The organism is Bradyrhizobium sp. Leaf396, assembly GCF_001424605.1.
Lineage (GTDB): Bacteria > Pseudomonadota > Alphaproteobacteria > Rhizobiales > Xanthobacteraceae > Bradyrhizobium > Bradyrhizobium japonicum_C.
Genome location: NZ_LMQJ01000025.1, coordinates 44,793 through 67,271, shown reverse-complemented (window position 1 = coordinate 67,271; position 22,479 = coordinate 44,793). Strand labels below are relative to the sequence as shown.

The 22,479-nt window shown below is 60.9% G+C and carries 17 protein-coding genes and 3 pseudogenes; 11 read left to right on the top strand and 9 right to left on the bottom strand.

Annotated elements, in window-relative coordinates:
* Positions 1-1,660 precede the first annotated feature (1,660 nt).
* Positions 1,661-2,086, bottom strand: a complete 426-nt coding sequence (locus tag ASG57_RS40100; protein ID WP_024342035.1) for a hypothetical protein — start codon at positions 2,084-2,086, stop codon at positions 1,661-1,663.
* A gap of 65 nt (positions 2,087-2,151) precedes the next feature.
* On the opposite strand from ASG57_RS40100, the gene ASG57_RS40095 reads away from it, so the two are divergent.
* A complete protein-coding gene (locus ASG57_RS40095; protein ID WP_422866739.1) occupies positions 2,152-2,514 on the top strand; it encodes an ATP-binding protein in 363 nt (120 codons plus the stop codon).
* Between the two features lie 23 nt (positions 2,515-2,537).
* Positions 2,538-2,861, top strand: a complete 324-nt coding sequence (locus ASG57_RS22785) for a hypothetical protein (protein ID WP_155248693.1) — start codon at positions 2,538-2,540, stop codon at positions 2,859-2,861.
* A gap of 502 nt (positions 2,862-3,363) precedes the next feature.
* Here ASG57_RS22785 and ASG57_RS40090 read toward each other — a convergent pair.
* Positions 3,364-3,525, bottom strand: a complete 162-nt coding sequence (locus ASG57_RS40090; RefSeq protein ID WP_422866737.1) for a hypothetical protein — start codon at positions 3,523-3,525, stop codon at positions 3,364-3,366.
* Positions 3,526-4,296: 771 nt separating this feature from the next.
* Positions 4,297-4,734 (bottom strand): hypothetical protein, encoded by a 438-nt coding sequence (locus tag ASG57_RS22780; RefSeq protein WP_024342037.1) that lies wholly within the window; start codon positions 4,732-4,734, stop codon positions 4,297-4,299.
* A gap of 634 nt (positions 4,735-5,368) precedes the next feature.
* Between ASG57_RS22780 and ASG57_RS22775 the strand changes: the two genes are divergently transcribed.
* On the top strand, positions 5,369-5,629 hold the full coding sequence (locus ASG57_RS22775) for a hypothetical protein (RefSeq protein WP_155248694.1): 261 nt from the start codon (positions 5,369-5,371) through the stop codon (positions 5,627-5,629).
* 1,264 nt (positions 5,630-6,893) lie between these two features.
* Here the strand turns inward: ASG57_RS22775 and ASG57_RS40085 are convergent.
* The gene (locus ASG57_RS40085; protein ID WP_422866748.1) at positions 6,894-7,274 is read right to left on the bottom strand and encodes a helix-turn-helix domain-containing transcriptional regulator; all 381 of its coding nucleotides are present in this window, start codon (positions 7,272-7,274) and stop codon (positions 6,894-6,896) included.
* Between the two features lie 443 nt (positions 7,275-7,717).
* On the opposite strand from ASG57_RS40085, the gene ASG57_RS22760 reads away from it, so the two are divergent.
* Positions 7,718-7,903, top strand: a complete 186-nt coding sequence (locus ASG57_RS22760; RefSeq protein ID WP_024342041.1) for a hypothetical protein — start codon at positions 7,718-7,720, stop codon at positions 7,901-7,903.
* Here ASG57_RS22760 and ASG57_RS22755 read toward each other — a convergent pair whose 3' ends face one another.
* Positions 7,904-8,866, bottom strand: coding sequence for a calcium-binding protein (locus ASG57_RS22755; protein ID WP_230646706.1), 963 nt, complete (start codon positions 8,864-8,866; stop codon positions 7,904-7,906).
* Between the two features lie 90 nt (positions 8,867-8,956).
* Positions 8,957-9,205 (bottom strand): annotated as a pseudogene (locus tag ASG57_RS39320) (calcium-binding protein); the annotation flags it as partial.
* 1,261 nt (positions 9,206-10,466) lie between these two features.
* On the opposite strand from ASG57_RS39320, the gene ASG57_RS22745 reads away from it, so the two are divergent.
* From ASG57_RS22745 to ASG57_RS22720, 7 genes and pseudogenes are all read left to right on the top strand, one after another.
* Positions 10,467-11,042 carry a MarR family winged helix-turn-helix transcriptional regulator gene (locus tag ASG57_RS22745; protein WP_230646699.1) on the top strand — a complete coding sequence of 192 codons (576 nt, stop codon included), beginning with the start codon at positions 10,467-10,469 and terminating at the stop codon, positions 11,040-11,042.
* A 455-nt stretch (positions 11,043-11,497) separates the two neighbouring features.
* Positions 11,498-11,626 (top strand): hypothetical protein, encoded by a 129-nt coding sequence (locus ASG57_RS39710; protein ID WP_283805288.1) that lies wholly within the window; start codon positions 11,498-11,500, stop codon positions 11,624-11,626.
* Between the two features lie 324 nt (positions 11,627-11,950).
* A pseudogene (locus tag ASG57_RS22740) lies at positions 11,951-12,570 on the top strand (transposase); the annotation flags it as partial.
* A gap of 269 nt (positions 12,571-12,839) precedes the next feature.
* A complete protein-coding gene (gene glgA, locus ASG57_RS22735) occupies positions 12,840-14,285 on the top strand; it encodes a glycogen synthase GlgA (RefSeq protein ID WP_035698636.1) in 1,446 nt (481 codons plus the stop codon).
* A gap of 35 nt (positions 14,286-14,320) precedes the next feature.
* Positions 14,321-16,366: a copper resistance system multicopper oxidase gene (locus ASG57_RS22730; protein WP_063997017.1), complete on the top strand. Its 2,046-nt coding sequence runs from the start codon at positions 14,321-14,323 to the stop codon at positions 16,364-16,366.
* A gap of 9 nt (positions 16,367-16,375) precedes the next feature.
* Positions 16,376-17,161, top strand: coding sequence for a copper resistance protein B (locus tag ASG57_RS22725; RefSeq protein WP_057197564.1), 786 nt, complete (start codon positions 16,376-16,378; stop codon positions 17,159-17,161).
* Between the two features lie 292 nt (positions 17,162-17,453).
* A complete protein-coding gene (locus ASG57_RS22720; RefSeq protein ID WP_024342048.1) occupies positions 17,454-18,635 on the top strand; it encodes an acyltransferase family protein in 1,182 nt (393 codons plus the stop codon).
* Between the two features lie 780 nt (positions 18,636-19,415).
* On the opposite strand, the gene ASG57_RS22715 is transcribed toward ASG57_RS22720, so the two are convergent.
* From ASG57_RS22715 to ASG57_RS39705, 3 genes and pseudogenes are all read right to left on the bottom strand, one after another.
* Positions 19,416-19,889, bottom strand: coding sequence for a c-type cytochrome (locus ASG57_RS22715; RefSeq protein WP_230646700.1), 474 nt, complete (start codon positions 19,887-19,889; stop codon positions 19,416-19,418).
* A gap of 131 nt (positions 19,890-20,020) precedes the next feature.
* Entirely contained in the window at positions 20,021-22,024 is a 2,004-nt protein-coding gene (locus ASG57_RS39315) for a glycoside hydrolase family 15 protein (protein WP_230646701.1), read from the bottom strand.
* Positions 22,025-22,127: 103 nt separating this feature from the next.
* Positions 22,128-22,406, bottom strand: a pseudogene (locus tag ASG57_RS39705) (glycoside hydrolase family 15 protein); the annotation flags it as partial.
* Positions 22,407-22,479 lie beyond the last annotated feature (73 nt).

The window sequence follows — 22,479 nt, the reverse complement described above, 5'->3', positions numbered from 1 at the left end:
AAGGATTCTATAACCGGACAAGGCTCCATTCCGCACTCGGATATATCCCCCCGATCGAGATGGAGCTAAAAGCCGCTTAACCCGTCCACTTTATCGGGGGAAGATCATTCGGATTTGCATGGCCGGCCTCTTAGATTAGGTCGGCGAGCACGAGCACTGATACGAAGGTGTTACCGCCACACGCTTCGCAGTATCCCTGGTCCTGGTCGGGCTCTATCCTTGCCGTGTGGTCGCATCTTTCCGTCATGCAGATGGCAGGACGCACGGCGTCGGTGATTTCTGCGATGAGCAGATCATCGAGGCTATCGAATCCCTCAACGTCACAAAGTTTCACCGGCTTTATAGCCTCGTAGAATGAGCAATGGTGGACGTCTCGTTTCTCCTCACTGCCGACCGCCCGAGATATCAAAGCGGAGCTACTGCGCGCATGGCTCGCGCAGCTGCAGAATAACTCCGCCTCGCTACCGACCCGGAATCCGGAGAAGGTACAGGCCCGACCGCAATATTGCCTTGGGGTCGTGAAAGAAGGAGGCGTGAGATTGTGGCAAATTGACAAGGCCTATTGGCGCCCTCTCCTGGAACGGCCTAGGGAAAATGTCATGTGGCTCGATCGCCACCTCCTTCCTCCGCATCTCACTCACAAGTGTCAGTGTTGCCATAGGATCAATGGATTGTCGTCAACGGACGGCTCGTCGTTTGGACGCGAGATGGAAACAAGCGATGGTGGTTCTGCTCAGAGCTGTGCGCGACGATTGGCAAGCCACCGCTTCCAACCGAACGCCAAATCCACACCCATCTCCGCAATCAGCAAAATAGGCGGCGTCTGATAGGCGTGCGGATCAAGCGTGACGGCGTTGACGGCGTTCCATCGATCATTAGCTTGAGATAAATGCGGTAATTCGGCAGCTGCAGAAGACCAATCTCGTCGAACCTCCCATGAAATTCGCGAGCAAGGTATGGCGCGTCCTTATTGCCTACTCGGAAGGCGATAGTGGCTGCCGCATTGCCCAGAACCGCATAGCGCACGTGCGGTTCAAGCTGGTGTAGATAAGCGTCGGCCCGCTACCCTTCTCGGCTTGACATAGGTCAAGGTAGTCAAGTCCGCGCTCCTTATTTAGGAGATACGAGGCGCAGCGATGACCCGCGACCAACTATATTTAATTTGTCTATTGTCTGGTTTTCTTCTTCTCGCGGCGGGCGCGTCGTACGTCATTGTTCTTGCGTGATGCTCACCAAGGGCGTCGATTTTAGTCCCGGGCGTTCTCGTTGGTCGCTGGTTTGAGCGATTGACTGTGCGTCCATCTATCCAGCTCGGGCGAGCGCAGAGGATCGATCTTGTCGCAATCGAGACGCGTTGGTTCGATTGGCGCTTCCCCATCCGGCGCAAGCAACCAATCATCGCCTTACCGCACTTCGGATGGCAAATAATCTCAAAGCCAGAGTTGCCGCAGCGCCGTCATCGCCAACAATCTTACCACACGGCTCGACGGCGTGCGTCCTGGCGCGCTCTATGCCCGGGTGCTGTTTCTCTTTCTCGGAGTTCCCGGCATCGTCCTTGCTCTCCTGGTTACGCTTGCGGCCACGGCGTCCGGCTCTGATCGCCGCCGCCAGGAGCAGGCATTGCTCCGGATACGTGGGGCGTCCTTGTTGCAGGTTGGTCTTAGCCGAGACCGAAGCCGCAGCGGTCGGACTGCTGGCGATTGTGCTCTCGCAAGCCTTGGTCTCGCAATAACGTGGTTCGCGACGAGCGCCTCGCACTGCTGGTCGACCATGAGGCGACCGAGCGCGAGAACAAGCGGCTGGTCGCTCGGATTGCGGTTCGCCAGCCTCCGGCAGAACGCCGTCGCCAGGATATCGACGTGAAGGCACCGCGTGGCTCGACAAGCCGCTGTTCCAAAAACTCGTCGCCGACGAGTGGATCGACAGGCATCAGAATCTGCTCATCATCGGCCCGACCGGCGACGGCAAGAGCTGAATTGCTTGCGCCTTGGGCAGCAAGGTCTGCCGAGACAACCGCTCCGTGCTCTATCAACTGCTGCTTCGGCTGTTCGAGGCGCTCACCCTCGCGCGGGGCGACGGCCGCCATGTTCGCCTCCTCAGGACCTGGCGCGCGTCGAGCTTCTGGTCCTCGACGACTGGGGACTTGCCCCGATGACTGCCGAGCAGCAACGCGACCTGTTGGAGATGACGGAGGATCGCCATAGCCGCGGCTCGACGGTCGTGACAAGCCAGCTCCCGGTCGAGCATTGGCACGAACTCATCGGCAACCCAACCATTGCCGACGCTATCCTCGATCGCCTCGTGCACAACGCCCACAGGCTCACAAGGGCGAGTGCCTACGCAAAGCCGCCGCCAAACGTCAGACGCTTGACGACGAGCCCGCCAACTGACCTGATGACGTCGTCGGAGACGGTCGGGATCATCGCAATCCTTGGCCGGCTTCAATCGGTACAGGCGGCCGACTTGGCTCGGAATCCACGGCCCACTCGTCGGAATGCGCTGGCTGGGGCTTGACTCCGATGAGCCGGAGCGAAGTCTTGCGGCTCCGTATCGAGTGGTGCAATACTCTTGCGGCTGTCCTCCCGCCCACAGTGCGAACAGCGCTGGGCGATCTGGTGCTGCAGCACCTTGGCGATCTTGATGCATTGCAGCAAAGGAAGCTGTCGCGCAACCCGATAGCGGACGGGCTTCAACAGCCTGTCCTGATGAGCGGCGTTGCCAACAAGCGTCAATCCAGCCCCCACTTCGAATGTCCACTATTGCTTGTCAATGAAGGTGCAGAACAGCGAGCCGCAGGGGCTTTAATCCTCCAGTTCCAACTTAGCCGGCGTCTTCCCTCGCAAAATGCAGAGACGATGTGAGAGTAGCGTGTGAACGTCGCCCCAGGCTTTGGAGCTCCTGCCGAGAAGCACGTTATGGATAGAGCGCCGCTCATTGACCTCCGAGGCTGTGTCGCGAGCACGCTCAAGCCTCCTAGGGGGCTCAAAGAAATCTTGATGTTGGTGAGGCTGTACGGTGTCGCTCTCTCAGAGGAGAGATACTGGGCGTCTCCTCTCCGGGTAAAGGGTCGGAAGCGCGAGTAAACGACCATCTTTTAGTGCCTGCTCCTAGTCTAGGCAATACAAAGAGGAGGAGCACGCTTAAGAAAATCCGGATGGGACTGGATCCGTTGACTTGGATCAACTCCCCTGCGTCGCCATCGACCAATGGTCGGGGCATGAATCGGTCAGAACAGATTTTTCATTCGAAGCCGGACAAGATGCCAAAGTCCGCATCAAAGCCCATAGCGGGGCGGCAGGACGAGGCGCTCTGGATCTTTGAGGAGTATGCGAACGATCTCCGTCAGATCGTCGCGAAGCGCCTTCATTGAGGGATGGGTGGCGCTCGCGCTGGGAATTCCGGCTTGGGACTGCACAGGATCTGTCCCCTGGAGGACCAGAACACCTTTGGGTGTCGAGTTGAGACCGCGCGGTGAATGGTTCTCAGCGTCAGTCCAAGATAATCACCGATGTCCCGGCGACGCATCGGCAGCCAGCATGCCCCGGGTCAGCCGGCCGGCGATCCCATTCCAGTAGGAACGCAGCCACTCCTCGTTGCCGACCGGGCTCAGCACGTGATCTTCGGGATCGAGCTCGGTCGGTGTCTGCGGACGACGTGGACGCTGTCGCGATCTTAATTGGCACGCGCTCACCAGAAGCACTATTTTGTCTCCATGCTTCTGCCGTCACACGAGGTTCGAGCCGGGCTCCATGCCTTATACGTCGCCAGGCACATGGAACGATTGGGCGCCGCCCGTCCAATAGCAAGCTTGTAGGTCCGGACGGAGCCCGAACGACCTGTATACCTATCGACCCCTTCGCTTCCCAAGGATATCTCCTCGTCGCTTCCATAGAAGAAACTCGCCGGCGGTCAGAGTCGCGATGGCGGCGAATTGATCGGAAACGCGCTGTGCCGAGGCTGGATTATGGCGGAGAAGCGAGGTTGACGTTGAGGGAGTCGGCGAGCATGGGATTCTCTGCCAGGATCCCAATGCGTCGAAAACTGTGGGAAATCGGCGTTTCCGGACTACTACCGCGGTGGGTTGCGTGTACCGGCACCCGGCTCACACCGGATTGCTCCAGGTGGTAAACGCTTTCCACCGCCGTCGCGTTGACGTCGCGCGGGCGCTGCCGGATTGTTCGCGAAAGACCGGTTCCCTCGGTCGGCATGGGCTCCGCCCTCGACGAGATCGTAACCGAACCATTTTCCGGTTCGTCACTTTGCCGGCCAGTGCGCCGGTCCCTGTCGGCGGCCGACTCACCCGTGCGCGTCTTCCCAGATCCGCCGGATGATCCCCAGCACGCTCCTGCTCACATGGAGATTGCGGAAGTGACCCACCTGCCGCGAGGCCTTTGAAGCCGGTCGCTTCGGATCGTAGGTGAATGCATCCTCGTTCCTCCCCTGCGCACGCGAGGTGCCCAGACCTATCGCGCACACCTGGAGGTGGCCAGGAGGCACTTTGGTCAATTCGCGCTCCACGCCCGTCGTCGTGACCAGTTGTCCATAGAACTCGAGCTCTCCCTCGATCGCCGCTCGACGCAGCCTTTCGAGGAGCGCGAGCGCTTCTCCATTTCCTTTGATTAAGCCGATCTTATCTGCCCAAGTGACCATCATCAGCAACGGGTACGGACCGAAGAACGGCCTCAATCGGCGTTGAATGTGTAGGCGCAGGGAGGAGCCTGCGGCGGCGGCCATCGCCCACCCGGGAACTCCCGAAAAGATCGCCTCGCCACGACAAGCGGCCGACGTATTAACATCGAGAAGCGCGAGTCCGGCGCCAGCTCCGATGAGACAAAGCCAAACAGTCATACGATCCGGAAACGCACCGCGGTCAGGAACGGCGAAACGTGTCGGGTCGCGGGGCGCTCCCGCGGAACGCTCGCACCGAATGGGAGAATTGTCGCTTGAAGTCGCCGCGTCGGAGCATCGGCTCGCCGCCGGAGATGTTCGTGGCATTCGCTTTTCCGGTCGATAGTGTGGGGTCGCCGAGCTTGCACCGCATAGGGCGTCGGTGAACCGCAAGCGACCGCAATTCCGATATCATGTCGCCGCCGGGGTGTGCGATCCATATGTCTCCAAGGGCGGACTCCGGTGATCAGCTATGCCACTCGCTGTAATTTTTCGCCGAGCTCAGCGTCTGTAGAAAGCTGGTTGTATGCCCGCGCCATCGCGTCGCCTGGCGACCGTCGCGCGCGAGCAGCGGTGTAAACGACACGGGCGAAGCGTTCCTTGACACGAGGCAGGATCGCCCGTTCGATGTCCGCACAAGGCGAATGACATCCCCTGATGCCGGTTGGCTCAATTGCTGATCGAAAGGGCTGGAAACGAGATGACCGGGATAGTTGGCCGAGTGGGCACGGGATCGGACGTCAGCCATATTCGCGCGGTCTTGAAGGAAATCTTCGAGAATGCTGCGATCCGGAGCAATGCCGAGATGCTGATCGACGGCAGCGACATTCGAAGCCGCGAAGCGGCAATCCGTTTCAAGATGTTGATCGGCACGATCGATATCACAGACGCCGATCTCGTTGCGGCCTTTCATGAGCTTTGGGTCGGACGTGAGATGAACGCGCCCATCTCCAGCTTCTGACCAAGGTGGGATACGAGTTCTGGCCGCAGAACGCGGCAGAGTTCCTTTCCCGGTTCATTGCCGAGCGTGCCGGTAGCATTCGAAGCCTCGACTTCGGCTGAGCCCCATCGCCTCCAGATTTATCCACGGAATGCGGAGAAGCCGTCCAGCCAGACCAGCCGATCCGGCGAGCAAATCGTCGCTTGGGGCATTGGGCAGCAATCCTCATTGAAGTGGCATAAGTTCACGAAGCCTCCCTAGGGATCCGGTCCAGCCTCGCGATTGCGCGTCGCACCGGGTCGACCGGCGGCAGTGGGGCCACAGCTCACGTTCGCGGCGCTGCGAATTCGGCCTTCACGCGGCCGCTGCGGAGCGATGCAGGCCGCTATAGACGGTATTGGAATCATCGCCGCGAACCGAAGGCGCGCGACCTCTCATGAGCTACTTCCCGGACCTACCGCAACGGCCCGTCTCCAGAACTCCATTCGTCCGATCAAGAAGCCGCAATTTGCCTTCGACGGGTCCGACCGATGGGGCGCGGAATCCGCGTCCAACACGCAAAACGTCTCGCTTCCGACCTTTCGACCGTCTTGCCAAAAATTCGAAGACCCACTCACCGGCTACGATCTCCTACGTGTGGTCAAAGATGAACTCGCGGTAGGCCTGAGCGCCGATCGTGCCGCGAATGGTATACTCCACGCGCGCGCAGGCGGGAGCGCCCTCGATCAGATACCGCAGCCCGAATCGTAGTGACTTGCGCGCAGGAATGGTGGTCGTGCTCTGAACGAGAGAGGCGTTCCGGACGTTTGCGACCGCGCCAAGGCTACTTTGAGCGATCGGCCGGTTTCCGGTGCTGGCATTAAAAATTCCCCGCTCGAGTACCCGAACCAGCTCGACCTGAAATTCATCCGAACAGGACCGCTCCAGCGGCGCACAAGATGCGAGGTAGGACCAGTGCGAACTTGTCCGAACGTCGGCGCATGTTCCATGTCCTTCGGTGAACCGACCTTCGGCTGGGGCCTAGGGCGCGCAATGCTTGAGCCTCCTACGAGAAGCTTTGCTTCCGAGACCGAGACGGTCCTTCGCGTGGGTCGGCGACCTTTCCGCGGAACTTGCCGCCCGGCCGATGGTTACGATGCGGCGCCGCTCTCTTTCGAAGGCAGCCGCTCAATTTCCAACCGCAGTACCAGCGCGTTCAGGAAATCGCGGTATGCGAGGAAAAGCGAACGAGCGATAGAGATTCTCGCGCGAGAGAGTCGTCGCTCGCGCCAGTTCCGAAACATTGTCATGAGAGCGTACGGCTTGCGCCAACGCTTCGATGGCCAGGTCCAAATCGTCGCCTCTGAATGCCGCCGCGAGCGACCGAGCCGTCGTCTTCGGGACCAGCCGAGATGCCTCCGGGGAGGTATGGCTCGATCTTCACGATCAGACGCAATCCCAAAACGCGTAGCACTCTGACCATCGTGTCCAACGCGGGTCCGCTCTCGCAGCGAAAGGCGCAGTACACAGTCGTTCTGTCTACCTTCGCAGCTCGAGCAACCTTGGCGATCCCGCCTGCGACCACCGCCGCGTCGACCGCCCTGCAGATCGAGCGCAAATCACTCGTCGCGAACGCCGCAGCGAGAGCGGCTTGGTTGGTCCGCTTGGACGATGCTGTCAAAGGCATCGGGGTCAACATGTACATGCTCACAATGGGCGCGCCAACCTCCGTCGCCGCCATCGGGTTGGTCAGGAAGGTATCGGCGAGCCGATCCAATGTCGCTCGCCCAATGCACATTGCTGGCCGCGGGCACGGACAAGGAGTAGCTCCACGGGCGTCTTGTATGCGGAGAGATTTGCTTGCAGTCCCCCGAACATCGAGTCAGGAAATCCTAAGAACGCCGCCGGCCTTCCTAGATCGTCGTATCCCAACTCCGTGAGCACCCATCAGATGCGCCTTCCATATTCAAAGCTTCCCGACCTGTCTATCGACGTCCTGTAGCCGAACCAGAAGGACCTTTTCGATATCACATCGGCGTCGGCGCACGGCAAGCATCTGCAGCGATCGGGTGTGGATACTGGTATGCGCAAGCCGCTGTAATAACCTGCCTTTTCGCCGTCGATATTCAGATGGATAGCGGTGCGCAGCCGCCATCGCCTCGTTCACCCGATGGATTTTATGGCGACGGCGAGATAGAAGCGACATCGAACATTCTCCTTGCGGTCGTCGATGACAAACAGCAGCTGCTCCGGCTCGCCGCCGCACCTTGGATCGTGCCGGCCCTCTTGTGCAAACTCGGCCGGTCCGATGCCTGATCAGGCGATGATGGTCCAGTTGTCGCTCACTGGATTCGCATGGACCAAGTCCTGCTCGTTCTCGGGGAACAGCAGCGCGGACCCTTCCGATGTGATCGAGGGATCCGGCACGAAGGCGCCGCCTTCCACGCTGTCGAACATGAAGTCGTCCTGCGCCAGCTGATCTTTCTGAATCCCCTCGAGCAGAATGGATCCGGATCCCCAGCTCACCAGAACGCCTTGGAGCGTATCGTTCACGCTCACCTGATTCGGCAGGATGTCCTCGAACGCGATGTGGTCGAACGCACCCGGGCCCGGAGTGAATCCGCCGACGATGACGTCGTTTCCGCTCGTCGGCGTGACCACGAAGGCGTCCGCACCGGGCCCGCCGTCCAAGATGTCGTCGCCCGGACCTCCGTCGAGCATATCGTGCCCGGCTCCGGCGCTCAGCCTGTCGCTGCCGTTCCCGCCCATCAGCATATCGGCATCCTTTCCGCCGAACAGCTGATCATTTCCGTCGCCGCCGCGAAGGTCGTTTTCGCCGTTGCCGCCGTACAAGGCATCGTTTCCGGCGTCTCCGGCGAGATGATCGGCCCCTGCACCTCCAGAGAGGCGGTCGTTGCCACCTCCGCCGAAATAGAAGTCGCGATCCGCTGTTGCCTGGAATACGTCGTCTGCGGACGTGCCGGTCTTCAGATTGACGTCGTCGAATTGAAACGTCTCCGTCGCGGCCTGCGAACCGTGAGAAGACCACCAAAATGCGTTTGAAGACGCCGCGACCGATGCGCTTTCAGGAACACCGACGGGAAGAAGCTCCTTGCTGTCGGCAAACATGAAGTCATCTTGGGCGAGCTCGCTTTTCGCGACACCTTCGAGTAAGACCGAACTCGTTCCCCGGTTCCAGCTGATCAGGACGCCGTCCGGGGTGTCCTGGAACGAGAGCTCGTTCGGGCTGATGTCCTGAAGAGCCAGGTGATCGAACATACCGGGCCCTGCCCGGAAATCCTTGATGACATCGTGTCCGCTTTCGGGTTCGACCACGAAGGCGTCCGCACCGGGCCCACCCACGAGAATGTCGTTGCCAGGCCCTCCTTCGAGATCGCCGTGTCCCGCTCCCTCGTTCAGGTAGTCGTTGCCGGTGCCACCCACCAGCATGTCGTCGGCATCGCCGCCGGCAAGGACGTCGTTTCCTGCGCCCCCGTCCAGATGATCAGCTCCCGATCCGCCGGACAAACGATCGTTTCCAATTCCGCCGATCAGATCGTCGTCGGCCGGCCCGCCGGTGAGACGATCATTTCCTCCTCTGCCGAATGCGACGTCCATGCCGTCAGAGCCGGGGTAGCCGTTGTTCGCCCTATCGCCCATGAAGAAGAAGTAGTCGCCGAATCCGAATGGAGAAATACTTCCGTGCGGAGAACCTGAATGGTCTTGCTTGTGCATCGCTCGCTCCCGATTGAAAGGTGGTCGGTTTGATCGCCCACCCGCGCGCTAATCTCTCGCCTTTCCCTGCGTTCCTAGATCGCTCGGAAAAATGCTGGATTGCGACCGCGTAATATTCCGAACCCTGCCCCGTCTATCTCGCAGACGGCGCGCTGCATTCTCTCCCCCTTTAGCTGCAGGCCCGTTCGTGACTCCAGGGAGAATAGAGTATGCGCGCGCTTCTCACGGTGGTTCTTGCGTTGGCTGCCTTGGCCCATGCTCACGCTCAAGACAACATCAAGAGAGCCGATTCGTGCCGTTACGAGCTGAAGGATGGGCATACCTACGCAGTGCCTGCGGGGGAGACCCTTTGCTGGCGCGTCCCACCGCCCTTTTCCCAGGACGAATACACGGTTCTTCGTTGTGATCCACCGTTTCGGGAAATTGTCCGGGTGCGACGTGGCGATCATCGACTGCGACCGATACGAAGAACGGCAGTAAATCTCGATCGGATACTGCAATGATTTTAATCGGGTTGCGGCCCTAGTTTCCGGATCGATCTAGAGACGGCTGCTGGCGACTCGAGTGGAATTCTGATGTGTAGGCTCGCGTCGATCATGCGGGTCAGCGTCACCGACCACAGCCGCCCAGCCTCAAACGGTTGACCGAGCGGTTTGTATCACCTCGCGTTGAGTCGCGGTGCACCGCAGCCGCGATCATTCCATGGCGGTTCTGTTGCTTGGATGGCTTAACGGGCAGGCCCAAACAGCCTGATTTCGGGTTGTCCCCTGGCGGCACCAGCGTCGTCACGCTCTACAAGCGGCATTGACATCCGCAGGGGTCGTTCAGTCAACCGTAGGGTGCAGCTTTACGCCTGCGCGCGTGGAGCATCTCCTCCCAGCGGCGCGTCGAACGAAGGCCAAGCTTATAGCTAACCCCTCCCCCTCTGGAGACGAGAGAGACAACCATTCGCGAAGCTGGGTTGGCCGGCCATGATTCACATAAACGAAGCCAACAAGAAGTAATATTTTGGCGGCAATACGTCTATTAAAAGGATTGTCTTGCAGAGGTCTTGGCCATATGGCTCGCGGTGAGTTGACAGTGAAGGCGGAGATCGCTCGTCGTTTTCGAAGTCCGCCTGCTGCATCGTCGGAGGGCCGCTGGATTGGCCGGGTTGCGCTCGGGCGCACGTTGTGACGCGGCCAGGGATGATGGCGAATCCCCTTTCCAGCATGGCGGAAAGCCCAGCACCGTGCAAATGAAGGCGTCCGGCAAGAGGAAGCAGGACACCATTCAGCGCTTCGCCTGGGAGATCAATTCGATCAGCGTGCACCTGCAGGAAATCCATTATCTTTGGGCGAAGTCGCTCAGCATCAGCGTCCCGCAATGGAGGATGATTGCAGCCTTGTATGACCTCGACCGCGGTGCCGGGGTGCCAGTCAACGCAGTTTCCAAAATGCTGCATGTTGATCCGTCATTTGTCACGACCCAATCGAAACTGCTCGAGAAAAGGGGATTCGTGCAGCGAAAGCCTTCGCCAGAAGACCGTCGGATAGTGCGGATGTCGCTGACGGACATGACCCGCAAGCATTTAGCAACTTTGGCGCTTCGGCAGGAACGCCTGAACGAGTATATCTCCGCTGAATTCGGTGCGCGCAAGCTGGATGATCTGATCGACGACCTCGCCGCCCTTAAGAGGCGATTGGAAAGGGCCTGCGTGAAATTCGCCGCTGATCTTTAGATCCATCGGGCAACCGCCTGTGATGTGATTTCTAGGCGCGCGTGAGCGGCGGCGGCTTCGACGCACCGCTCAAAGCTCCTCCTCACCCAGGCCTGGTACCTTGGGCAAATCCCATGTGTGATCCAGATACAATGTCCCGGGGGCCTCGCCGAACACGCCGACGACACGCCAGCACCTCAGTCGTGACCTTCATTTGCCTCCTCGATGGAGATCACCCACCGTAGCATCGCGGCGCCGCCGGAATGATCATCAATGCAGACTTGGACGAACTCCCAACCAGCGCCGGGGCTCCTGTTCGGAGTACTGGGGTCGCTGGTGATACGGGTCCTACAGGCTGGAAACGCCCGTGCTTCTTGATGTCGATTTGGGGATGATCTCGCTTGGGCGCTCCCGTTCATGGCGGCTCCGGCTCGGCCGGGCTAACGTCCCGTATCCGGTTCAATTCCAGGCGGCGAATGACGGGGCTGACGGTGGCGGGTGACACCTCGACCTCGGCCGCGATCTGCTTCCTGGTGTGGCGCTGCCGGCGTAAGGCCTCGATGGCGATGCACGTGGCTGGCGGGGTTTGGCTCGGCGATGAATGAGGTCGCGACCCTCGGTCGAGCACCCATTCACACCTTCTGCGCCGAGCCGCTGGACCATTTGGCAACCGTTTTGGCCGTCATATTGAACAGCTAAGCCGCACTCGCCAGTCGTGGTCGAGTAGCTCAGCCATTCGGCTTTCGCCCTCACAGATCCGGGCAGGCGGCTTTCCCGCATCCGATTCTTCCTGAGGGTAACCCGCGACATGTCCGCGCCTGCGCCCAGTGCGAGTGATGCGTGGAGTTGGCAGCCGGAAGCGTTCCGTCAGGGTCTCGAACTCCGGCCAGCTCATGCGTCAGCTCTTCTGGCTGCGCCGTCTCAGACAACGCGATGGCCGGCGCGAGGTTCTCGGCACGGATATTGGTCCGAGACGTTCTGGACGGCGTTCCTACGCAAGCGCGGCCTGCGCTGCGTCAAGCTCGTCGTCTCTGACGCGCATGAAGGGATCAAGGCTACGGTCGCAAAGGTTCTCAAGGCCTCCTGTCAGCGCTGCCCCCTGCACTTATGCGCGACGCTCTGGCGCATGCCGGCAAGAGTGGGCGGCGCGTCGTCGCCGCCTTCATCGCCACCGCCTATACCCAGGACGACACCGACGCGGCACGGACGCAATGGCGGCGCATCGCCGATCAGCTGCGCCCCAAAGTGCCCAAGCTCGCGGTCTTCCTCGATGAGGCCGAGACCGACGCGCTGGGCTACATGAGCTTTCCCGCCGCGCATCGGGCCAAACTGTACTCGACCAATCCGCTCGAACGCCTCAACGGTCAGGTCAAGCGGCGAACCGAAGCGGTCGGCATCTCCCCAACGAAGACGCCATCACCCGCTTGGTCGGCGCCATCCTGCTCGAGCAGAACGACGAGTGGGCCGTTCAGCGCGGTCGCGACATGACGCAGGAAACCATCGCCCGTTGGGCGATGATCCCGCCGTCAGCTTCCCGGCAGTCGCCAGCCGACCGATCCGGCCAATGCCAGCGAATGCGGTGACCCGCGCTCAGCTACATCACGCCAAGGGACACGACCCGCTCGGTTTCTTCTTCCGAATCCACCTGCGAAGAAGACCTGAATGCTTGATGCATATCAAACGATCCATACCAAATTCTGTTCAGCATCGGGCGCGACCTGGAAGCGCTGGCGTTCAAAACGAAACGAGCTTGGCGTTGCACCCGTAATAATTTGACGAGGTAGACGTCTATGTATTGGGAGCATCTGCGGGGATCGCATGCGCGTCACAGTCAACAGTTCGCGAAAGCGGATTTTGTTCGTTAGTTCCGAGTTCGGCGACTATGCAAAAGTTGGGGGGCTCGGGGACGTTTCCGCCGCTCTACCACGTGCTCTCAAGCGATTTCACGACGTCAGGGTGCTCGTTCCTGGCTACAGCGAGCTGCTCCAAGCGGCTCCGCAGCTGCGGATCGTTGGACGACTTGACGCTTTCGCCGGCCTTCCTTACTGCGAAATCGGCCAGTTCGAGACGATCGATGGCCTGACGGTATATGCACTTGTCTGTCCCAGCCTCTACGAACGCGATGGAACGCCTTACTGCGATCCAAGTGGTGCAGATTGGAAAGACAACGACATCCGGTTCGGGCGCCTCGCGTCGGCGGCCGCCGAGATCGCTATTGGCGGCGCCGATCCGGGATGGCGTCCCGATCTCATCCATGTGAACGACTGGACCTCGGCGCTTGCGCCGGCCTACCTCGCTTGGCGCGGGTGCTCCATTCCAAGCATCTTGACGATCCATAATGCCGCCTATGCCGGCGTCTTCGATCGGGAACGACTGGGACCACTCGGCGTGCCGGAGAGCGCCTTTACGGTCGACGGCATGGAATTCTATGGCCGGGCGTCCTTTCTGAAGGCTGGGATTTCCTATTGCTCGCACGTGACGACCGTGAGCTCCACTTATGCGGACGAGATCACGAGACCAGAGTTCGGTTGCGGTCTCGACGGCGTTCTGAGGCTCAAAGCCGAGGACGGTCGGCTTACCGGCATCGTCAATGGGATCGACCGGAGCTGGGACCCCCGACGCGATCCGCACCTGGATAGACCTTTCGAAATCGGCGATTGGGGTAGCCGACAGGCGAACGCCAAGGCCCTGCGCAAGGCATTCGGTCTGGCCGTTTCTGAAGGACCGTTGTTCGCCGTCATCTCCCGGCTCGTTCATCAGAAGGGCGTCGATCTCACGATCCAGGCCACGGAGAGCATCGTCCGGCAGGGCGGACAGATCGTCGTCGCAGGTCGCGGAGATCCGGGTCTGGAATCCGAACTCGCGAAGCTTGCCGTGAAGTACCGCGGCAAGGTGGGCGTCAAAATCGGTTATGAAGACGGGCTGGCCCGCCGCATGTATGCCGGAAGCGATTTCCTACTGATGCCGTCGCGATTCGAGCCTTGCGGCCTCACGCAGATGTACGCGCAGCGCTTCGGGTCGCTTCCGATCGCCCATCAAACCGGAGGTTTGGCCGACACCATCCAGGACGGCGTGACCGGTTTTCTCTTTCAGGACGCGTCGTTGGCGCCGATGCTCAACGCGATCTATCGGTCCTTCGACGTGTTCAGCTCAGCCAGGCGACTCGGCGCCATGCGGCGGGCAGCCATGAAGCGACATTTCGGCTGGCAACGATCAGCGAAGAAATACACCGAAGTCTACGAGCATGCCGCGCGCAGCCACTGAAGGCCGTGGCTCGGGACGATAGCGAGGGGGATCGCATGAGACGGGAATTCCGGGATACGTTATTGCCGATCACGGTCGCCGTCTGGCTGGCGTGTTCGATTGCAGCTCCGGCCTACGCAGGTGCGTACGATCTCGTGCTCGAGCGGCATGCGGTCAACATCACGGGGCGCAACACCGAGGCACTTCTGATCAACGGACAGCTGCCTGGCCCCGTTCTCCGGTTCAGGGAAGGCGAGAGCGTGGTGATCAACGTGACCAACCGCCTCGACGAAAACGCCTCCATCCATTGGCACGGTTTGATCGTCCCGCCCGAGATGGACGGGGTGCCCGGTATCTCCCCAGGCTATGGCGACGGCATACCGCCGGGCCAGACCTTCACCTATCGTTTCAAGTTAAAGCAATCCGGCACCTACTGGTATCACAGTCATTCTTCCGGAGAGCAGGAGCAGTTGGGCATCTACGGTCCTATGATCGTCGAACCTCGCGACCACGAGCCGTTTAGGTACGACCGCGACTACATCATCATGCTGTCGGACTGGAGCGACGACGCGAAAAGCGTCATCAAGAACCTGAAGGCCGACAGCAGCTGGTACAATTTCAACAGGCGCACGCTGGTGAGCCTCTTCCAGGAGCTGAACAAGGCGCCTTCCGAGGAGGCTCGCCGGGCCATCATCAACGACCGTATCGCGTGGTCGCTGATGCGGATGGACCCTACCGACATCTCGGACGTGTCGGCCTATACCTTCCTGGTCAACGGCCGGACACCGGAGCAGAACTTCACCGCTCTCTTTAGACCGGGCGAGCGCATCCGTCTGCGCTTCATCAACGGATCCGCGATGACGTATTTCGACGTGCGGATTCCCGGACTGAAGATGAGGGTCGTTCAGGCCGACGGCAACAACGTTCAGCCGGTCGTGGTGGATGAATTCCGGATCGCCAACGCCGAAACCTACGACGTGATCGTGCAGCCCACCGAAGACCGGGCCTACACGATCGTCGGAGAGTCGCTCGACCGCACGGGCTTCGCTCGCACCACGCTCGCGACCAGACCCCGAATGGTCGGCGAACTGCCGCCCCATCGCCTACGGCCCCTCGTTTCGATGGCGGAGATGGGCATGAATCTCGGCCCGAAGGGCGGCGACCGCGGAACTCCGCATCCGGAGCGGGACATGCCGGGCCATGTCGCGCCCGAGGATCCTGTCGCAATGGCGATCGGGATGGGCGACACGAGCGGAATGTCGGGCGAGGGCAGCTCCAAGATGCCCGGAATGCAACACGGCGGTGGGACGAAGCAGCCGATGTCCGGAATGTCGATGACGCCGAAACAGTCGAAGCAGCCGCCGAAACCGACCCCACGCAGCAAGAGCCCGGGCATGCCCGGAGTGGACCACGGAAAGATGCCCGGCATGAGCGACGCTCTCCCCGAGAGGTCGGATTCATTTGCCCAAATGCAACAGGCGCCAGGCCATACCGCCATGCCTGGAATGGGTGGTGGCCGCCGGTCCGCTCCGATCGTGCAGCCCGAGCGCGTTCAGGAAGGACCGCAGGCGTACGTCCTCCAAGGGGGCGAAGACATGGAGAGCGTTCCGCTGGCGGGCGGACATGGAGCGCCCGACCCGCTCCTGAACGATACGGGAGCACCTGTAGGCACAAAAGTCCTTTCGTATCGCGATCTCAGGGCGCTCCGCCCTTATCCCTACAAGCCGTACGACCGCATCGTCGAGATGCGCCTGACGGGCAACATGCAAAGATACTTCTGGTCGATCAACGGCCGAAAGTTCAGCGAAGCGGAGCCGATCGTGCTGCGATACGGCGAACGCGTCCGATTCCGCATCATCAACGAGACGATGATGAATCACCCGATGCACATACACGGGACATGGTTGCTGCCCGACGTCGGCAACGGCGCTCGCAATCCCAAGAAGCATACCGTCAACGTCAAGCCCGGCAGCACCGTAGATGTGGACGTGCCGGCCGACGCCGAGGGTCCTTGGGCATTCCATTGCCACCAGCTCTATCACATGGAAACCGGCATGATGCGCAAGATCGAAGTCGTCAGACAGACGGCTTCGGTTCGATAGGAGGCGAACATGACAGGGACCTCTCGCCTTGCGAGGCTCGCGATTTGCATTCTTGCAAGCGTTTGCCTGGGTACCGCTCGAGGCCAGACTGCGCCGCCCTATGTCGAGGAAACGCAATGGTGGAATCTGCGCAGGCCAGGGCCAGGGAACTTCCCCGATCAGCAGGCCTTCAGCGCCCTGCGCTTCGACAAGCTCGAATGGGTCGGCCCTGAGATGAGCAGGAGCGCGCGCTGGGACATGGAGACTTTCGTCGGAACCGACTACGACAAACTGTTCTTCAAGTCGGAAGGCCTCTACGACGGAAAGACCAGGACCACCGAGGAAGGCCAACTGCAAGTGCTCTACTCGCGACTGATCAGCTATTACTTCGACGCTCAGTTCGGCGTCCGGCAGGACTTCTCGAAGAAGTCGCATCGAACCTATGCGGTGATCGGCATCGAAGGGCTCGCACCCGGCTTCATCGAAATCGACGCCGCCGCGTACGTCAGTCAGAAAGGGGAAGTTTCGGCCCAGGTGACGGCATTCCACGACCTGCTGATCACGAATCGGCTGATCCTGCAACCGCGCATCGACGTCAAGTTTCAGATGCAGTCGGTACCCGACCTGGAGCTCGGTGCCGGCCTCACCGATTTCGAGCTAGGTGCGCGTTTGCGCTACGAGTTCACGCGCAACTTTGCGCCCTATGTCGGTGTGAATTGGGATCGCAAGGTCGGCCAGACGGCGACCATCGCCAAGAATAACAGGGAGTCCGTATCTGCCGTATCCTTTGTCGCGGGTGCGCGGCTGTTTTGGTAGCATCGGTGAGCGCATCTTGTTCGACCACCCGATCGGCCCCCTATCGAGATCAGCAGTCGCAGCTCGATTCGGCAGAGCTTTGCACTCGATCGCGGCGAGGGCTTGTTTCGAAACCTTCAACGAAGAGCTCCGGTGGCGGACGCCGTGATGGATGGGCGTGCCGCAGCGCTCGCAAGCAATCGGAGCGGGCTGATTTGTTGAGCCACAGTTTGAGGAACGCCGAATTGGCCCTGGCGCCGCCCCACGGGACAGCGCGGGAACTTGTTGAGCATCATCGGTCGGCACCCAATAAATGACAACGATCTCGCAATCGGTCGTATCCGAGAATATCGAAGCCGCACCAAGCATCGCACGCAACGCCGCGGTCGACCGCGCGCGCACATTCTTGATGCTGGTCGTGCTCCTGCATCACGCCATTATTCCGTATACTTATTTCGGCCATACCGACCCCGAGGGGTGGATCGGCTTCGACATGATGGTGCTCGCCAATGACAGCTTCTTCATGGCGATGTTCTTCTTTCTATCGGGGCTGTTTGTCTGGCCCAGCCTGGCTCACAAGAAGCCGGGGGTCTTTTTGTGCGATCGTTTGCTCCGGCTAGGACTTCCCTTCGCAATCGCTACTCTCACCATCATTCCGCTCGCCTATTACGCGATCGAACTGCGGCAGTCGCCGAACACCAATCTTGCCGTGTTCTGGTGGAAGATGGTCACGGTGGGTCCGTGGCCGAGCGGACCCGTCTGGTTTGTCTGGGTTTTGTTGGCGCTAGATCTTACCGCCTTCCTTTTCTATCGATTCACGCCTCTCCTCCTCGATCCAATCAACCGGATCTCGCTAAGCAGCCACTCGCGGCCGGCCATATTCTTCCTGTTCCTGCTTCTCGCCACCGCGCTCCTGTACGTTCCGGCACGGGTCTATTTCGGCGCGGGTCGTTGGTTCGAGTTCGGCCCCTTTTCGCTACAGGCGAGCCGCGTACTGCTCTATCCGACGTACTTCTTCGTCGGCGCGGGCGTGGGTATGGCGAATTTCGATCGCGGCCTGCTCGGTACGGATGGACATCTAGCCAAAAGCCGCTGGCATTGGGTGGTCGTCGCCCTGCTTTCCTATTGCCTGCTGTGGATGCTGATTTACGTCAAGCGCGAGATGCTCGGCAATCCGGTATGGCTGCCGAACTGGTATGAAGCGAGCTACGGATTGTTCTTTGTCGCCTTCAGCGCGGCCACTATGCTTGCCATTCTCGGCTATTTTCTGAGGTTCAACCGATCTGGCTTCACCCTGCTCGATACTATCCGAACAGATGGCTACGGCATGTTTCTAGTGCACTATCCGATCGCGCTCTGGATTCAATACTGGCTGTATGATTTCGACGCACCCGCCTTTACCAAAGCGCTGATAACGTTCGTGCTCACCGTTCTGTTCAGCTGGGGCGCGGCGGCGGCATTGCGTGCTATCCCGGGCGCTGCGCGGGTACTGTAGCCATCCCGCTTTCGATGCCTGGCCGCCCTGGTCGGAAGGGACTTTGGCCCGAGCCTCGAAGCGCGGCGCCCCGCCGTGTCGCAATGTTAGCGTTTCTTCGTCGCCGTTGATCTCGATGGAAGAGCTTGCCCGGCGTTTCGCCGATCGATGAGGCTGGCGCTACACGAAGCGAGTTGCTCGGGTACGCGGTCGCTGTCATGCTGATTTCACCTATCCGGGCGCTAATCGCCTTTGGTGCCGCCTCACACTCGCAAGACCACGGTAGGTGGGGCGGCGATGCTGCAGCTTACGCGGTGGTTTAGACAGAACCGCATTGAAGGGCATTCTTGAATCCGTTCGGTGGGCGCCGATTGCCAGTCCCGAAAGTCATTGACAAACCGTTTTCTGACGACGCGCCCGCGCGACGAAATGGATCATCATGAGATCGATAAGCTCCTTGTCGATCGGACAGGCGAGCCGAAACATCGGCAGTGGGACGCAAGCGTCAAGAGCTGGTCAGTTCGAGGGAAATACCGCCCCTGGGGCCACGGATCCGGCGGGAAGGCCGGCGCTGCGCAAATTGCCCGCGTTTGCCTGAAAGGAAGAGGCTTGATGCCACCGGAGAGGTAGCGATGTCGAAGGTAAGGTGCGAGATTATACGCTCTCGCTCGGCAGGCTCGGCGCGGATTATCGCACAGGCGATCTCGAGCACGATAAATAAGGGCGGCGACCGTTCTCACGGACGCTTCGCCGCACAATTTGAATCGCCCGCGCGACGTTCCGCTTTTCCGATGGATATTCCTACATGCGACGCGGTTTATACCGGATGCCGTTTGCGATCTGGAGCTCTCGAACGTAGCGCACAATCGCCGCAACCTGATCCTCACGGGCCTGCGGTTGCGGCGGCATATTGCCGTAACGCCAGTGATGTTGCCTTACGCCAAACTTGGCCGCTGCAAAGAAGGCGTGATCGGCGTGGTGTCCCGGATTGTAGATGTCGTGAACGAGCGGAGGCCCGGTATCCGTGCCCGAGGCACGGATACCATGACAAATCGCACAATTCGCTTCGTACAGAACCTTGCCCGTCGCGGCCAACGACGACAGTTCCGGCTCAGCGACCTCCGCGGAGAGCGATCGCGGTGCGGGTCCAGAGGAGAATGTCATCCAGAACAGAGCCGCTGCCGCGAACACTGCCACAGCGCCCAGGAAGAATCGGCCGTAGCCGCCACCGGTCGGGTACTTGCTTTTGTTCGAGTCCGCCATGAACTTCTCCACCTACGGGTCCAGAAAATCGACGAGCCATCGGCTTGCAGCGCAATTCGTCGGCGATCGCCGGCGGCTGGCTCGCGATCATGAAACCGCGATGACCGGACGCGCCGGTGCCGTACCTGGCAGCTTACGCGCCGCTATGAGACTGGCTCGCGGGGCGCAGGCGGCTCGATCGCAACCGAGAAATTTCGTCCGATCCACTCTCCGGTATTCCATCGGATCGTGAATTCCAGCTGCTGCCCGGCCTTCAGCCCGGCCGTATCGAGCCTCGCCGCGAAGAAGCCGAGACCCGTGTCCTTGGCCGGCACTTCATCCACCAGGCGCCAGCCATCTATCCCGACGCGAATGGCCGCCTCGTCCCTCGATGCGACGACCAGTTCCGCCCCCTCGCGGATGCTTCCGATCTGGGCGTGCGGCCACCAGAATGCGCTGCGGGCGAGAGGTCGAATGCCCTGATACCGATTCCAGACCAAGTGCGGCCGGTCGAACGGCTGGCCTAGTGCGCGCGACATCAGGAGCTTGACGAACTCGGCATGCGCCCAGGCCAAGGGCATCGCCGAGCCGGTCGGTCGCCCCGGAGCAAGACGACGTTGGGGAATGGGGGCGGCATCCCAGACCTGCTCGGGAATCATGCCGCCGGGACTGGCGCACGACGCCATGGTACGCAGGAAAGGCAGAGCGTCGCGGCCGGCGGTCAATTCGATATGTCCCCGCTCACCGGTCAGCAACGGCCAGGGTCGTCCGCAACCGGTCCCGTCGTAGGGACCACCGTTCTCGTGTTCACCGTAGCCATCCTCGTTGTAACGTCGCCATACCGCTCCAGCCGGAGTTTCCACCTTCAACAGACGATCGATCACGGCAATCGTGGACTGGATCAGCGGGTCCCGCGGCCGGCGCAAGCCGAACCGGACCAACTGGAGAAAGTCGGTGCTGACCTGCTCTCGGGCGGCGAGTTGGAGACCATCGGCCCGATTGCGGATCGCGACGGGTTGGTCCATGGCAGCTTGGCCCGATCGTAGCACGCTGGGAGGCGCCGTTCGGATGTAATGGCTTGCAGCGCCGGCCCGGCGACCGATTTCCGTGGCTCGCGCGGAGGTCCACCGTTCGACGTTTTCGTTCCAGAAATCGGCGAGCTCCAGTGCCCAATCGGCCGCCTTCATGTTCAGAAAGGCGCTGCCGGAGACGAGGGCCGCGATGCAGACCGCAAGCGTGAACGGATTGATACCCGCGTTTTCCTCCCACCGGTCCTGGTCGGTGGCGGGCCCTTGACGCGCTACGAAGGCAAGGGCCCGGCCCACCATGTCCGCGACTTCGGTGCCCGCCAATGCGTTTCGTTCGGCAAGCGCGGCAGCCAGAAGTACCGGAAGGGCGGCCTCATCGAGCTGGACGCCGCGCCAGAACGAGCGCCCGTCCAGCCATTGGTTCTGATTCCAGTGTCCATCGGCGTTCTGCGTGGCGATCAGGTAACGAAGCGTGTCGCGCGCCTCGGCTTCGCCGCCGATCGCAAGCAATGCGGTGGCGCATTGGACGAGGTCCCGCGGCCACACCAGAAAGTAGCCGCCGCGCTCTTCCCCGCAGTCCCCCCACGGCACGCTGAGGCTCGCCACCATGGCTCCCGGGTAAGTCTTGTCCAGATGGCTGCGCAGCACGGCTTTCGACACCGCGAGCTGGTTGCGGAGATCGGCCGGCACGGCAAGCACGCAGTCGCAACGTTCGTCGCAGCACCGATGCCACCTCGCCCAATCGGACAATTGCCCGTCCAGCAGCCGATCGAATGGCTGCATCAGACTGGACAGCGCAAGCGTGGCGGCGGCTTCCACATTGCTGCCGAAGCCGAGCGCCAGCACGCAGCGTCTGCCGAGTTCGGCCATAAGAGCGACATTACCAGGTCCGGCCGACGGATATGACCACGTCATTGCGCCGTTGCGCGCAAAATCCTGCCAACCGTCGCTGAAGCCAACGTAACCGGCGCTCGCGCGCAGCACCGCATCCTTTTGGGCCTGATCGACGGCGACGAGTGCGAGGGAAAACGGCGCCCGATCGGCCCAAAGCACGGTTCGTTCGTTGTGCTTCGCGATGCCGGCTCGGTTGTTGTTTCCGCTCGCCCCGAGGTGCGGGGCAAGTAGGGCATATACCTGCATTTCCGGCGCGCTGCTCTCCAGCACGACCTCGACAAGCCAGCACGTCCCGGCGCGGATCGGGCGAGATCCTCAGGGTGAGACGATATCGGTCGTGCGGATGGACGATCTCATAGGCCGGCGTTCCGGATGCGAGCGACCGAAGCGAGTACTTGCCGCAGCGCTTCACCTCCGACCAGAAGCCTTTGCCGTCGGACACGACGAAACCGAGGTCCCTGATCTGCGGGAGATCGACGCGCGGCCAGTACACCTCGTTCAGAATGCCGTAGCCGATCGTGAACCAAAGACGCGCCGGCCCCAACGAACAGCCTACCGCGTCCTTCGCGCTGCTGGTCCAGGTAGGTGCGATGCCCGGCACCCCCGGAGCATCGTTTAGCTCGGACATGTTCGATTGGTCCTCTTGCCGGTCTGCGGCAAACAAGGCCTCGGTCTGGGCGAACCGTGTCATCAGCTTCATG